The sequence below is a fragment of the Azoarcus sp. KH32C genome, from assembly GCF_000349945.1.
In the GTDB taxonomy this organism is placed as follows: Bacteria; Pseudomonadota; Gammaproteobacteria; order Burkholderiales; family Rhodocyclaceae; genus Aromatoleum.
This window is the reverse complement of record NC_020516.1, coordinates 31,364-45,354: the sequence shown is the minus strand read 5'-3', so window position 1 is coordinate 45,354 and position 13,991 is coordinate 31,364. Positions and strand designations below refer to the sequence as shown.

10 protein-coding genes are annotated in these 13,991 nt (G+C 66.2%); 3 read left to right on the top strand and 7 right to left on the bottom strand.

Annotation, left to right across the window (positions count from 1 at the left end; translation table 11 throughout):
• Window positions 1-14: 14 nt before the first annotated feature.
• Window positions 15-1,178: an elongation factor P maturation arginine rhamnosyltransferase EarP gene (gene earP, locus AZKH_RS00170; protein ID WP_015433696.1), complete on the bottom strand. Its 1,164-nt coding sequence runs from the start codon at window positions 1,176-1,178 to the stop codon at window positions 15-17.
• Between the two features lie 710 nt (window positions 1,179-1,888).
• Window positions 1,889-2,602, bottom strand: coding sequence for a 16S rRNA pseudouridine(516) synthase (locus AZKH_RS00165; protein WP_015433695.1), 714 nt, complete (start codon window positions 2,600-2,602; stop codon window positions 1,889-1,891).
• 62 nt (window positions 2,603-2,664) lie between these two features.
• Between AZKH_RS00165 and AZKH_RS00160 the strand changes: the two genes are divergently transcribed.
• Window positions 2,665-3,135 carry an SRPBCC family protein gene (locus AZKH_RS00160; RefSeq protein ID WP_015433694.1) on the top strand — a complete coding sequence of 157 codons (471 nt, stop codon included), beginning with the start codon at window positions 2,665-2,667 and terminating at the stop codon, window positions 3,133-3,135.
• Between the two features lie 77 nt (window positions 3,136-3,212).
• Window positions 3,213-4,211: a recombination-associated protein RdgC gene (locus tag AZKH_RS00155; RefSeq protein WP_015433693.1), complete on the top strand. Its 999-nt coding sequence runs from the start codon at window positions 3,213-3,215 to the stop codon at window positions 4,209-4,211.
• 15 nt (window positions 4,212-4,226) lie between these two features.
• On the opposite strand, the gene AZKH_RS00150 is transcribed toward AZKH_RS00155, so the two are convergent.
• The 4 genes from AZKH_RS00150 to AZKH_RS00135 form a co-directional block, all read right to left on the bottom strand.
• Window positions 4,227-7,610 carry an EAL domain-containing protein gene (locus tag AZKH_RS00150; protein ID WP_015433692.1) on the bottom strand — a complete coding sequence of 1,128 codons (3,384 nt, stop codon included), beginning with the start codon at window positions 7,608-7,610 and terminating at the stop codon, window positions 4,227-4,229.
• Window positions 7,583-8,014: a response regulator gene (locus AZKH_RS00145; RefSeq protein WP_015433691.1), complete on the bottom strand. Its 432-nt coding sequence runs from the start codon at window positions 8,012-8,014 to the stop codon at window positions 7,583-7,585. The genes AZKH_RS00150 and AZKH_RS00145 overlap by 28 nt, the downstream gene beginning before the upstream one ends.
• Before the next feature lie 123 nt (window positions 8,015-8,137).
• Window positions 8,138-9,361, bottom strand: coding sequence for a CaiB/BaiF CoA-transferase family protein (locus AZKH_RS00140; protein ID WP_015433690.1), 1,224 nt, complete (start codon window positions 9,359-9,361; stop codon window positions 8,138-8,140).
• Window positions 9,362-9,369: 8 nt separating this feature from the next.
• Window positions 9,370-10,557, bottom strand: coding sequence for an acyl-CoA dehydrogenase (locus AZKH_RS00135; RefSeq protein WP_015433689.1), 1,188 nt, complete (start codon window positions 10,555-10,557; stop codon window positions 9,370-9,372).
• A 313-nt stretch (window positions 10,558-10,870) separates the two neighbouring features.
• Between AZKH_RS00135 and AZKH_RS00130 the strand changes: the two genes are divergently transcribed.
• Window positions 10,871-11,782 carry a LysR family transcriptional regulator gene (locus tag AZKH_RS00130; RefSeq protein WP_015433688.1) on the top strand — a complete coding sequence of 304 codons (912 nt, stop codon included), beginning with the start codon at window positions 10,871-10,873 and terminating at the stop codon, window positions 11,780-11,782.
• A 13-nt stretch (window positions 11,783-11,795) separates the two neighbouring features.
• Here AZKH_RS00130 and AZKH_RS00125 read toward each other — a convergent pair whose 3' ends face one another.
• Window positions 11,796-13,883: a diguanylate cyclase gene (locus tag AZKH_RS00125; protein ID WP_015433687.1), complete on the bottom strand. Its 2,088-nt coding sequence runs from the start codon at window positions 13,881-13,883 to the stop codon at window positions 11,796-11,798.
• Between the last annotated feature and the right edge of the window lie 108 nt (window positions 13,884-13,991).

Here is a 13,991-nt window from a genome sequence, read left to right as displayed (position 1 = left end):
ATATTAAAAACCGGTTATTTTACCGTCAGTTCTGAAAATTGCACCAGTGCCGAGGCGAGGTCGGGCCGAGCCGCGAGCGCGTCCGACCAGCGCCGCGTGTGGAGCGCCAACTGCGGCAAGGCATCGGCAAAAGCGGGCCATGAGGCGGCAAGATCGCCTTCGCCGTTCCATGCCTGCCAGAACGCACGCGCAGCGGTGGCCGCCGCCTCGTCGAGGCCGACGAGGAAACGTGCGAGAAAGGCTTCGAGCTTGTCGTGATGGATCGCGTCGTCCTGCTCGTAGATGTGCCACACGAAAGGGCTGGCTGCCCACTGCGCGCGCACGAAGGAATCCTCCCCGCGCACAAAGTTGAGATCGCAGGCCCACAACAGGCGGTCGTAATCGGCCGGATCGAGGAAGGGCAGCAGCACGACGCTGAGCGCGCGATCGACGAGGACATCGCCGACCTGCACGTCCGGTCGTCCGAAATGCCTCAGCACGTCGCCGACGACCCGCCCTTCGGGCAGCAGCACGACAGTCGGCTGCGCGTCCGCGGCCCACAGCCGCAACAGATCCGCGATCCGCGGCTGTTCGTAGGCGAAGAGCGACACGCAACGCGCCCCTTCGACGGGCTGCGGGATGCCGAGGCGGCGCAGGAAATCGGCGCGCCCCCGTGGATCCGCGCGAAACGCGTCCCGCACTGCGAGCAAGCCCGCCTCGCGCAGCAGGCCGCCGGTCCCCGGCGTGAAGCCGGGAAAGAAAAAGTGCTTGCGCAGCGGCAGGCGCGGATGCGGCGATGCGAGGCCGTGGCAGCCCTCGACCCAGTCCTCGGCCGACAGGTACTCCAGGTTGATCCACACCGGCTGCGGATTCCGCACGCTCATCGCCGCGAGATAGCCCTCCGGCAGTTCGCACGCGAAGGCCTCGACAACGTGGGCCGCCGGCTTCACGTCGGGAAACGGCTCCGTCCAGCGCCGCACCTCGACGCCGTCGGCGATGAGCCGTTCCGCGCCCGAACGAGCGGCGGGACACAGGCGCGAAAAGCTCGCCCAGTCATCCACCCAGAGCCGTACTGCACAGTCATGATCCTGCGCCAAACCCTTGGCGAGACGCCAGCTGACGCCGATATCCCCGAAATTATCCACAACCCTGCAAAACAGGTCCCAATCGGGGTCGAATGCATCCGGAGTGCCTGTCATAGCCGTGGAGAATTCCTGTACAAGGGGCTGAATCCTTTGTGGGAAAAGGCTTCCGCGAAGAGGACGAAGAAAAAGGGACACAAATCATGCACAAGTGAATCCGGCATTTATCTACCGGTTTTCCCTGAGCGGAAACTCTTTGCCGAGACTGGAGATTTTCGAGTTATCCACAGAAAGCGGGCGACTATATATATCTTTATCTTTAAAGTTAACTAAATAAACCAAAGAACAAACTCTGGCTGCCGAAGCAGTTGCCGAACCCGAGCACAGGATTCCAGTAGGACCCTCGGGTAAGGGGAAAAACGGAAGCCTCCTTATCGACCGATCCCAGTTGTTCAGGAAGCGAAACAAGGGCCGTGAACGTGGACAAGTCCGGGACAACCGGGGGCAGCAATTGTGGGAAAGACCTGAAAACCGGAGCGACCGAAGAACGCTGCACAATTTCCACACAGGTGAACCAGTTACTTGTGTACCGGCTTTTCCCGCGCTGGAAGGCTTGTCGTCCAAGGGAATGACCGGCTTTTCCACAGAAAACGACGCCCTATATATATCTTTATCTTTTAAATTTAAAAGAAACTATAGAAACCAAACCCTGAACGATCCCCAGGCCGGGCAAACAGAAAAACAAGGCAAGGCGGCGGAAGGGGCAGCCCCGTTGCAGGGCTGCGGGCAGGAAGGGAAGAAGCGGGGAAGAAAGGGAGGCGAGGCGCTCAGCGCGCTTCGAGTTCGGCCAGAAGGGCGAGCTCGGTCTCATTGAGCCAACGCCACTCGCCTGGCGCCAGGTCGTCCGGCAGCGAAAGTCCGCCGATGCGGCTACGGTGCAGGCCTTCGACGCGATTACCGGCAGCGGCGACCATCCGCTTCACCTGGTGGTACTTGCCTTCGGTCACCGTGAGCCTTAGACTCCGCTCCCCCGTTTGCACGCAGGCCGCGGCGGCGATCGGCGCCGGTTCGTCGTGGAGCTCGACGCCCGCGAGCAGTTGCGCAACGAGCGCGTCGTCGACGGGGTGCTTGATCGTAACTTCGTACACCTTCGGGATGCGCTTCTTGCCGGAACTCCAGACGTGGATGAACTGGCCGTCGTCGGACAGCAGCAGCAGGCCGGTGGTGTCCTGGTCGAGACGCCCGACGCATTGCACGTCCCGATCGGCGAGCTGTCGGGGCAGCAGCGCGAAGACCGGACGGTGGACCTGCGGCTGGCGCGAGCATTCGTAGCCGGCAGGTTTGTGCAGCATCAGGTAGGCTTTTTCGCGGTAGGTCCAGGCTTCGCCGTCGACCGTGAACTGCAGTCCGGCAGGCGCGACATCTTCGAAAGGGTTGTCGATGATCCGGCCCTCGATGCTGACGAGGCCGGCGCGGATCAGGGCGCGGCATTGCTTGCGGCTGCCGAAGCCCTGGGATTGGAGGATTCGTTCGATCTGCATGAGCGGATCCTAGCAGGCGGATGCGCGCTACACTAAAGACATGCCGGTGATGGAGCCTGGTCGTGAATTTTGAACATCTGGTCGTGGTCAATGACCCGGCCAATCCGCTCGCCAGTCCGCTGACGCGCGAAGAGGTGTGGTTCGGCTTGTTGTGCCGCGTGCTCGATTCGCGCCCCTTTCTGCCCGGGCTCGAAGCCTGCCGGATCCTCGAGCGGACCGAGACCGAATTCCGGCGCGAACTCGATTTCGGTAGCGTCGTGATCCGCGACCAGGTGACCGTGCAGCCGATGGACTGGGTGCGTTTCGAGTCCGAGCGCACCGAGACGCACGCCGGCGGTACGCTGACGATCGCCATCGAGGAGCCGGCGCCGGAGACCATGGTGCTGCGCTTCGAGTACCGCACGACGCTCAGCGAACACACATCCGGAGACGACGTCGCGTACGCCGAATTTGTGAAGTCCGCCTATCATGCGTCCGACCTCGACACGCTGCGCGTGATCCGCATGATCGCCGAGTCGAGCCGATTGCATTAAATTCCTTCATCATCCGCCGGCCGGGGACTAGCCCTCGGGCGGGTGCGTTTTTGACTGAAATTCCGGAAGAATTCCCCATGTGGTTCAAGAATCTGCAGATCTATCGTGTTCCCGTCGGCTGGGATCTCAGCGCCGAGGCGCTCGAGGACCAGCTCGCGAAGAAGCGCTTCCAGCCCTGCGGCAGCCAGGACCAGGAAACCCGCGGCTGGCTGTCGCCGACCAATGACGAGTTCCTCGTGCACCGCGTCGGCGGGCAGTGGCTGATCGCACTCGGTATCGAGCAGCGCCTGCTGCCCTCGTCGGTGGTCAAGCAGGAAGCCGAGGAGCGCGCCGAGGCGCTGTCGCTGCAGCAGGGCTACAAGCCCGGGCGCAAGCAGATGAAGGAGCTGCGCGAACAGGTCATGCAGGAATTGCTGCCGCGCGCGTTTACAAGGCGCAGAAAGGCCTTTGCGTGGATCGACCTGGTCGGGGGGTGGCTCGGTATCGATGCGCCCAGCCAGGCCCGTGCAGAAGACGTCCTGGAGGTATTGCGCCAGACCCTGGACACCCTTCCGCTCGCGCTGGTGCGCACCGAGCTCTCGCCGACCAGCGCGATGGCCGACTGGCTCGCCGGCGGCGAAGCCCCTGCGGGCTTCACGATCGACCAGGATTGCGAGCTGCGCTCGGTGACCGAAGACAAGGCGGCGGTGCGCTACGTGCGCCACTCGCTCGAAGGCGACGAAGTCCGCGGCCACCTCACCGCGGGCAAGCTGCCGACGCGGCTCGCGCTGACCTTCGACGACCGCGTGAGTTTCGTGCTGACCGAGAAGCTCGAGATCAAGCGTCTCGACTTCCTCGACGTGGTCAAGGAGAACCTCGATCAGCAAGGTACCGACGACGCGCGTGCGCTGTTCGACGCGGGTTTCGCGCTGATGACCGGCGAGCTGCAGCGCCTGCTGCCGGCGGTGGTCGAAGCCTTGGGCGGCGAGCTGAAGGGGGGCGATGCGGCGGCTGCGGCGGCACCGGTTGCCGCGCCGGCGGCAGCGATCAAGGAAGCGCCGGTCGCGGCGGCAGAGGCGGGCGATCCGCCCTGGTAAGTCCGGGCCTGATGCCTAGCGCGCGAGCAGCTTCTCGAACTCCTCGGCTGGCAAGGGCCGGCTGAAGAGGTAGCCCTGGTAGCTGTCGCAGCCCTGCTCGCGCAGGAAGGCGAGTTGTTCGGCGGTCTCGACGCCTTCGGCGAGCACCCGCAGGTTCAGCTTGCGCGCGAGCGCGATGATGCCGGCGGCGATTTCCATGTCCTTGCGGTCCTGCGGGATGCCGCGGACGAAGCTCTGGTCGATCTTCAGCACTTCGATCGGCAGGTTCTTCAGGTAGGACAGCGACGAATACCCGGTACCGAAGTCGTCGATCGCGAGCTTCAGGCCGAGGCGGCGCAACTGGCCGAGACGTTCGACGGCCTCGGGCTCGTGGCCCATGATCATGCTCTCGGTCAGTTCGAGTTCGAGCGAACCGGGCGGCAGGCCGGTGCGGGCGAGGATCTCGGCGATGCGTTCGGGCAGGTTGGTCTGCCATAGCTGGCGCGCCGAGAGATTCACCGCGAGATTCAGCGCCGGCAGGCCGGCATCCAGCCAGCGGCGGGCCTGGGCGCAGGCGGTCTCCAATGCCCATTCGCCGATCGGCACGATCAGGCCGGTTTCCTCGGCGAAGGGGATGAAGTTGCCGGGCGGAATCAGGCCTTCCTGCGGGTCGTGCCAGCGCAGCAGGGCTTCGCAGCCGGTCAGGCGGCCGCTCGCGAGGTCGATCTGCGGCTGGTAGTGCACGACGAAGGCCTGCTGCTCGAGGGCGCGGCGCAGGCGGCGTTCGAGGTCGAGATGGTGTTGCGCCTCGAGCGTCATCGCATCGGTGAAGAAGCGGTAGGTGTTGCGCCCCTGCGCCTTGGCCTGGTTCAACGCGGTGTCGGCGTGCTGGATCAGCGCCGCGGCGGTGCGGGCGTCCTGCGGGTAGAGGCTGACGCCGATGCTTGCGCCGACGTAGATCAGCTGCCCGTCGGAGAGCTGGAAGGGTTGCTGCATCCGGTCGATGAGGCCTTGCGCGAGGCTCGCCGCTTCGTCGGGCTTGGCCGTGTTTTCGATGATCACGAGGAACTCGTCGCCGCCCCAGCGCGCCAGGGTGTCGTCGCCGCGCAGGCCTTCGCGCAGGCGGTGCGCGATCGACTTGATGACCTCGTCGCCGATCGTGTGGCCGAGACTGTCGTTGACGGTCTTGAAGCGGTCGAGGTCGACGAAGAGCACGCCGATGCCGCTGCCGAGGCGCGCGGCCTGCTCGATCGCATGCTCGAGGCGCGACTCGACGAGCAGCCGGTTCGGCAGATCGGTGAGCGGGTCGAAGTGCGCGAGGCGTTCGAGTTCGGCCTCCGACCGCCTGAGCTTGCTGACGTCGGTCATCACGCCGACGTAATGCGTCGGGGTGCCTTCGGCGTCATGCACGGTGCTGACGCTGAGCCATTGCGGATACTGTTCGCCGTTGCGGCGGCGGTTCCAGATTTCGCCCTGCCAGTAGCCGCTGCGGGCGATCTGTGCCCACATGCGGCGGTAGAAGGCGGCGTTCTGCAGGCCGGCCTTGAAAAGCTGCGGCACCTTGCCGAGCGCGTCGTCGGCCGAGTAGCCGGTCATCTCGCACCACGCGCGATTGACGCTGACGATGCGGCGCTCGAGGTCGGTGATCATCACGCCGTCGCGCGTCGTTTCGAACACTGCCGCGGCCTGGCGCAGCGCGTCAGTCGCACGGACCTTCTGCACCGCGAGCGCGGTCAGCGCGCAGAATTCCTCGATCAGGGCGACCAGCGCCGGATCGGGTTCGCGCGGGGCGTCGAAGTAGGCGGCGAAAGTGCCCAGCACCCTGCCGTCGGGATCCGAAAACGGAAAGGACCAGCAGGCCCGGAAACCGGTGCGGGCGGCGACGTCGCGGTATCGGGCCCACAAGGGATCGCTTGCGACGTCGGCGACGAAGACCGCTTGCCGACGGTACACGGAGGTCCCGCAGGAGCCTTGCCCTTCGCCCGGCTCGAGTCCTTCGACGGCGGCGCAATATTCGGCTGGCAGGTGGGGCGCGGCGCCGTGGACCAGCCGCCCAGTTTGTGGATCGAGCAGCAGGATCGAGGCGCGCATCGACGGTTCGAGGCGTTCGAGGCGCTGGACGACGTCGTCGAGGATGTCGGGCAGCGGATCGCCGGCGACGAGCCGGTTGAGCACGGCGCTGCGTGCGCTCTGCAGGAGTTCCTGGCGCTTGTCGCGTGTGATGTCGGTCCAGATGCCGATGACTTCCGGTACCTCGCCCGCGCCCTTGCGCACCAGACGGACCTGGTCGCGGATCCAGAAGCTGCGGCCGTTGTCGGCGACGAAGCGGTATTCGTGGTCGAGACGGCCATCGCGCAGCAGACGCGGTTGGACCGCGAGCGCGGCCGCGCGGTCGTCGGGGTGGAGGTGGTCCAGCCACCATCCGGGAATCATCGCCTCGGCCGGCGTCGTGCCGAAGATGCGTTCGATGTTGTCGCTGACCCAGGTCGGGATGAAGCTGCCGTCGCACATGCGCAGCGTGTAGAGGATCACCGGGCTCGCGGCGAGCAGATGCGAGAGATGGGCGCTGGTGTCGCGCAGCAGCGCGCGCTCGTGCTGCAGTTCGGCCTGTTCGCGGACCTTTTCGAGGGTCGCCGGCAGCGCCTGCAGGTAGCCTTCCTCCTTCGCGATGTAGTCGGTGATGCCCGCATCCAGCGCGCGCGCGATCACCGATTCGCTGCCCTGGGCGGTGACGAGCACGATCGGCAACGTCAGCCCGCGCTCTTCGCGCAGCGTGCGGGCAAGTTCGAGGCTGTCGGTGCCATCGGCGCGGTAGTCGAGCAGAAGCACGTCGAAGGGCGAGGGCTCGCCCGCGTCGGCCGGCAGGTGGGCGAGGACGTCCGCGGCGTCGCGCACGACGGTGAGCCGCAAGTGCGGATGGTGCTGCGCGAGATGGCGCCGCGTCAGGTCGGCATCGCGTTCGTTGCGCTCGGCATACAGCACATTGAGGGGGCGCAGCGGCCGCGGCGGCGCGTGGTGGAAGCGGGCGAGCGCGGCGCGCAGGGTTTCGGGCAGCTCCGCGAGGTAGTTGCCCTGCTTGACGAGGTAGGCGTCGGCGCCGGCCTTCAGCGCCGCGATCGCCGTGTTGCGGTCGCCGGAGCCGGTGAGCAGCACGACCGCGCAGGGCAGTTGCCGCTGGCGGATTTCGGCGAGGAGTTCGAGCCCCGAGCCGTCAGGCAACTTCAGGTCGGTGAGGACGACGTCGAGGCCCTGCCCCGGCGCCAGGCGCTCGCGGGCCTCCATCAGGCTGTGTGCGATCTCGAGCGCGATGTCGGGCGCGAGGCGCGACAGCATGCGGCGCGTGAGGTCGGCGTCGGTTTCGGAGTCCTCGACGTAGAGGACCCGCAGGCTGCTCAGTTCGGACGTTCGTTCAGCAAACACCAGTACTGCTCGACGGTCTTGGCGACTTCGATGAAGCGCTCGAAGTTCACCGGTTTGATGATGTAGGAGTTGGCGCCCAGCTCGTAGGCATGCTCGATGTCGCCGTCTTCGCGCGAGGTCGTCATCATGACGACCGGGATGTAGGCGAAGCGCGGGTGGGCCTTCAACTGGCGCAGCACTTCCAGCCCGTTGATGCGCGGCAGCTTGATGTCGAGCAGGATCATCGCCGGAACCGGGTGGCCTTCGTTCCAGCGCGAAAAGTAGGCGAGCGCTTCCTCGCCGTCGCGGGCGATTTCGATGATGCTGCCGGGATCGTTGCGCGAGAATGCGCGCAAGGCGAGGTCCAGGTCGACGGGATTATCCTCGACCAGCAGGATATGGTAGCCGGGTGGATCGCTTGTCATTGGCGGGCCCCATGTCGACCCGCCCGCCGGATGCAGAAAATGCCGGGGCGGACGGTTGGCGGATGCGAACATGATACTTCATGTTCTCTCGGCCGCCATCGCCGGAACTCCCGGCGCCCGCGCTCAGATTACGTTATCGTCCCTCAGGCGGGTGATTTCCCCGGGCGCCAGGCCGAGCAGCGACGCGAGCACGTCGTCGGTGTGTTCGCCCAGCAGCGGCGGCGGATTGCGGTACTGGACCGGCGTCGACGAGAAGCGCATCGGGTTCGCAACCTGCGGCACCCGGCCGGCCAGCGGGTGCGGCATCTCGACGCGCAGCCCGCGCGCCTCGACCTGCGGGTCGGCGAAGACGTCGGCGAGCGTGTTGATCGGGCCGCAGGGTACGGCGACCGATTCGAGTGCGCGGATCCATTCGGCGGTCGGCCGGCGGATCGTCAGCTTGTTGAGCAGCGGGATCAGCGTCGCGCGGTTCTCGACGCGGGCGCGGTTGGTCGAGAAGCGCGGGTCGGTCGCGAGCGCGGGGTCGCCGGCCACTTCGCAGAAGCGCGCGAACTGCCCGTCGTTGCCGATCGCGAGGATCATGTAGCCGTCGTCGGTCGGGAAGTCCTGGTAAGGCACGATGTTCGGGTGCGCGTTGCCCAGCCGCCCGGGCGATTTGCCGGTCGTCAGGTAGTTCATCGCCTGGTTGGCGAGGCAGGCGACCTGCACGTCGAGGAGTGCCAGGTCGATGTGCTGGCCGTAGCCGCTCCGCTCACGCCAAGCGAGTGCGGCCTGGATCGCGTTGGCCGCATAGAGGCCGGTCAGGATGTCGGTCAGCGCGACGCCGACCTTGATCGGACCCGCGCCCGCTTCGCCGTCCGGGCGGCCGGTGAGGCTCATCAGGCCGCCCAGGCCCTGGATCAGGAAGTCGTAGCCGGCGCGCGGCGCGTAGGGCCCGTCCTGGCCGAAGCCGGTGATCGAGCAATACACGAGGCGCGGGTTGATCTCCTTCAGCGAGGCGTAGTCGAGGCCGTACTTCTTCAGCCCGCCGACCTTGAAGTTCTCGACCACGACGTCGCATTCGGCGGCGAGCGCGCGCAGGATGCGCTGGCCCTCGGGCTGCGTCATGTCGACGGTGATCGAGCGCTTGTTGCGGTTCGCGCACAGGTAGTAGGCCGCGACCGAAGTGTCCTCGCCGGCCTCGTCCTTCAGGAAGGGAGGGCCCCAGTGGCGGGTGTCGTCGCCCTCCCCCGGCCGCTCGACCTTGATCACGTCGGCCCCGAGGTCGGCGAGGATCTGCGTCGACCAGGGTCCGGCGAGGATGCGCGAAAGATCGAGGACGCGAATGTGGGAGAGAGCGCCGGGCATCACAGACCTCAGTTCGAGAAGGCGGCGATGCCGGTGATCGCGCGGCCGAGGATCAGCGCGTGGATGTCGTGCGTGCCCTCGTAGGTGTTCACCACTTCGAGGTTCACGAGGTGGCGCGCGATGCAGAACTCGTCCGAGATGCCGTTGCCGCCGAGCATGTCGCGCGCGACGCGGGCGATGTCGAGCGACTTGCCGCAGGAGTTGCGCTTCATGATCGACGTGAGCTCGACCGGCGCGTTGCCTTCGTCCTTCAGGCGGCCCAGACGCAGGCAGCCCTGCAGGCCCAGCGTGATCTCGGTCAGCATGTCGGCGAGCTTCTTCTGGATCAGCTGGTTGGCGGCGAGCGGACGGCCGAACTGCTGGCGGTCGAGCGTGTATTGGCGCGCGGTCTCGTAGCAGGCTTCCGCGGCGCCGAGCGCACCCCAGGCGATGCCGAAGCGCGCCGAGTTCAGGCAGGTGAAGGGTCCTTTCAGGCCGCGCACGGTCGGGAAGGCGTTTTCTTCCGGCACGAAGACTTCGTCCATGACGATTTCGCCGGTGATCGACGCACGCAGGCCGACCTTGCCGTGGATCGCCGGCGCCGACAGGCCCTTCCAGCCCTTCTCGAGTACGAAGCCGCGGATGTCGCCGGCGTCGTCCTTCGCCCACACGACGAAGACGTCGGCGATCGGGCTGTTGGTGATCCACATCTTGCTGCCGGAGAGGCTGTAGCCGCCGTCGACCTTCTTCGCGCGGGTCACCATGCTCGCCGGGTCGGAGCCGTGGTTCGGTTCGGTCAGGCCGAAGCAGCCGATCCACTCGCCGGTCGCGAGCTTGGGCAGGTACTTGCGCTTGGTGGCTTCATTGCCGAATTCGAAGATCGGCACCATCACGAGCGAGCTCTGCACGCTCATCATCGAGCGGTAGCCGGAATCGACGCGCTCGACTTCCCGCGCGATCAGGCCGTAGCTGACGTAGTTCATGCCGGCGCCGCCGTATTCCTCGGGGATCGTCGGCCCGAGCAGGCCCAGCTCGCCCATCTCGCGGAAGATCGCCGGATCCGTCTTCTCGTGGCGGAAGGCTTCCTGCACGCGCGGCAGCAGGCGCTCCTGGCAGTAGGAGCGCGCGGTGTCGCGCACCATGCGCTCGGTGTCGGTGAGTTGGCTGTCCAGGTACAGGGGGTCGGCCCAGTCGAAGCTGATGCGGTTCGATGCCATGTCGGATCTCCTCGAAGACGGATGTGGATGTTCGGCGGCCGGTGGCCGCGGGAGGCGGTCCGGCTCTGACGTGTTTGCACTCTAGCCAAGCGCGGGGGCTCGGGACAAACGATAAATTCGCGGGACCTTGTGCGGAAAACGCACTTCGAGAGACACTAGCTTGGGAGCGGGGCGCGCAGGTCTCCCGCGCCGGAGGCCTTATCTGCCGAATGGCACAACGCACCGGATCGCGCGCCGCGTGGCGCAAGGCGCTGCGCTTTTCCACCCCAGGTTTTGCCACGTCATGCGCATTGCGCACTTTTTAGAGACAGCCATGCGACGCAAGATTCCCAGCACCGCCGCCCTCCTCGCCTTCGAGCTCGCGGCCAGACACGAGAGCTTCACGCGTGCGGCCGACGAGCTGGCGCTGACGCAGAGCGCGGTGTGCCGCCAGATCGCGGCGCTCGAGGACTTCCTCGGGCTGCGTCTTTTCCGTCGGACGAAGCGCGGCGTCACCCTGACCGAGGCCGGGCTCAGCTACAGCCGCCAGATCAGTGCGCGGCTCGACGCGGTCGAGCGCGATACGCTGTCGGTGATGGCGCACCACGGGCGCGGGGCGACGATCGAGCTCGCGGTGATGCCGACCTTCGCGACGCGCTGGCTGCTGCCGCGGCTCGGCGACTTCCTGGCCGGACATCCGGACGTCACCGTCAATATGACGAACCGGACGCGCCCCTTCCTCTTCGCGGACACCGAGTTCGACGCCTCGCTGTATTTCGGCGACGCTGGCTGGCCGGGCACAGAGGCGCATTTCCTGATGCGCGAGAACCCGGTGCCGGTGTGCAGCCCGCGTCGCCTGGGCGGACGTGCCGAGCTCGCCCCCGAGGAGATCGCCGCGCTGCCGCTGCTGCAGCAGAGCACCCGCCCGTATGCGTGGCGGCAGTGGTTCGGTTCGCTCGGAATGCAGGTCGCGCACGACATGACCGGCACGCGCTACGAACTCTTCTCGATGCTCGCGCAGGCCGCGATGCAGGACATGGGCATCGCGCTGATTCCGCCCTTCCTGATCCAGGAAGAACTCGACAGCGGCCGGCTGGTGATGCCCTTCCATCACGCCTACCTGAGCGACAAGGCCTACTATCTGATCATTCCCGAGCGCAAGGCCGAAACGGCGGCGCTGCGCGGGTTTCGCGACTGGCTCGTCGCGGTTGCGGCGGAATACCGGGTCGGAGCCGGGCTCGCCTAGTTCATGACGAACTCTACTGCTGCGGCCGGTCGGGGCCGTCGCAGCAGGCGTGGTCGCGGCCGGCCTGCTTCGCGCGATACATCAGGTCGTCGACGCGCTTGAGGAGTTCGTCGATGCCCTCCTCCGCGCGCAGCGTCACGACGCCGACGCTCGCCGTGACGGTGCCGGCGACGGGCGTCGGATTGTCGCGCAGCGCCTGCAGCAGACGCTCGGCGAGCACCGCCGCCTCTTCGGCCGTCGTGCGCGGGCACAGCACCATGAATTCTTCCCCGCCCCAGCGCGCAAGCACGTCGATGCGGCGGATCGCCTCGCGCACGACGCGCGTCGTGTGGATCAGCACCTGGTCGCCGACATCGTGGCCCCAGGTGTCGTTGATGCGCTTGAAGCGGTCGAGGTCGTACATGATCAGCGACAGCGGATCGCCATAGCGCCGGGTGCGGTCGACCTCGCCTTCAAGCACCCGGTACAGGTAGCCGCGGTTGTAGCAGCCGGTCAGCAGGTCGGTCGTCGCGAGCCGCACAAGCTCCTGCTCGTTGCGCTTGCGCTCGGTGATGTCGCGGTTGACGCCGATCATCCGCGTCGGACGGTGGTCGTTGCCCGGCACCAGCACGGCGTGCGCGTCGATGTGGCGGATCTCGCGGTCGTGACGCACGATGCGAAAGCTGGTCTGGAATTCGCAGCCGGTCTTGAGGCTCTCGTCGACCAGCATCTGCACATGCTGCAGGTCGTCCGGGTGGATCAGCTTCATGACCTCGTCGATCGTCTCGTGGAAGTCCTCGCGATCGACGCCGAAGACGTCGAACATCGTGCCGTCCCACAGCACGCGCCCGGTTTCCGGTTCGTATTCCCAGATGCCGATGTGCGCGGCCCGCGTCGCGAGCGTCAGACGTTGCGTCAGGTGGCGTACCTCAATTTCGGCTTCCTTGCGCGCCGTGATGTCGATCATCAGGCCGCGCAGCAGTATCGGCTTACCGCCTTCCGAGACCACCGTGATGATGTCGTCGACCCACACGACGCGCCCGTCGGCGGCGATCATGCGGTACTCGAAACGGTGAGGTTCGAGTCGGCCGGTGCAGGCGGCGCAATACTCCGGCGCCCAGGTACGGTCTTCCGGATGCAGATGATCCACCCAGAACCCGGGTGCGTGCCACGCCTCGACCGGATAGCCCAGCAGCGACTCGGCCTTGCGGCTGACGAAGGTGAAGACGAAGGTCTGCGCGTCGGCCTCCCAGACGATGCCGTCGGTCGTATTCACGAGGTCGAGGAAGCGCTGGTGGTTGTGCAACGCTTCTTCCTCGCTCGTGCGGTGTGCCGCGGTTTCCTCCTCCAGCGCGGCCGTGCGTTCCGCGACGCGGTCTTCCAGCGTCGCGGTGAGCGATTTCAGGTTGTTCCACTGCTCGCGATACCGCGCGAGGTAGAACATCAGCATGATGCTGACGATGGTCCAGACGACCCCGTGCGTGACGATGTGATTGCGCTTGGTGGCGGCAAGGCGTTCGACGAATTCGTCGGCCGGGAGCGAAACGCTGATGCCGCCGCGGACGTCTCCGATCTTGTAGCCATATTTTTCATGGCAGTTCAGACATTCCTGGCGGACCAGCAGCGGCGCCATGTAGCGGATCGTCGGTCCGCTGCCGTTGAGGATTTCGCAGCGCTCGCGGTCGACACGCGCTTCAAAGGCCTTCAGTGCGGCGGTCTCCCACGGGTCTGCGGCGTTTGTGGGATTGATCGGCCGCAGGCTTGTCAGGTGGATGCGGATACCGCTCTGTTCCGCGATCACGCCGGCCATTTGGCGCGTCATGTAGGCCGGATTGACCGTGGTCAGATGAGTGCCGGAAGTGGTGACCGGATCGCGTTCCGGTAATTCGAGGTAAGGATTGGGCGGGCTCGTCTCACTTTGCGGGACCAGCACGCCGCCCACACGGGAATTCCACAGCCACGTCGCGCGCACCATGTTGAAGACGTCGCGCCCCTGCTGGCGTGCCGTGTCGTAGGCCACCTGATCCGTGTGCTGCAGGGTAAAGACCAGCGACAGCGCGACCAGTGCGGTCCAGGCACCGAGGGGCAGCAGCCAGTAGCTTCGGTCGGCGAGGCGGAGCATCGCGAACGCTCGCGCAGGGAGTATGAACTCATTCTATGCCCGAACCATGGGGGCGTCATTGTTGCGATGGCCACTTTGGGCATCTGCTGCGGGCATCCGGCACGGAGC

Excerpts from the sequence above, each read along its gene's own strand:
- earP (WP_015433696.1), bottom strand. The coding sequence starts at position 1,178 with ATGACAGGCACTCCGGATGCATTCGACCCCGATTGGGACCTGTTTTGC.
- AZKH_RS00165 (WP_015433695.1), bottom strand. The coding sequence starts at position 2,602 with ATGCAGATCGAACGAATCCTCCAATCCCAGGGCTTCGGCAGCCGCAAG.
- AZKH_RS00155 (WP_015433693.1), top strand. The coding sequence starts at position 3,213 with ATGTGGTTCAAGAATCTGCAGATCTATCGTGTTCCCGTCGGCTGGGAT.
- AZKH_RS00145 (WP_015433691.1), bottom strand. The coding sequence starts at position 8,014 with ATGACAAGCGATCCACCCGGCTACCATATCCTGCTGGTCGAGGATAAT.
- AZKH_RS00140 (WP_015433690.1), bottom strand. The coding sequence starts at position 9,361 with ATGCCCGGCGCTCTCTCCCACATTCGCGTCCTCGATCTTTCGCGCATC.
- AZKH_RS00135 (WP_015433689.1), bottom strand. The coding sequence starts at position 10,557 with ATGGCATCGAACCGCATCAGCTTCGACTGGGCCGACCCCCTGTACCTG.
- AZKH_RS00130 (WP_015433688.1), top strand. The coding sequence starts at position 10,871 with ATGCGACGCAAGATTCCCAGCACCGCCGCCCTCCTCGCCTTCGAGCTC.
- AZKH_RS00125 (WP_015433687.1), bottom strand. The coding sequence starts at position 13,883 with ATGCTCCGCCTCGCCGACCGAAGCTACTGGCTGCTGCCCCTCGGTGCC.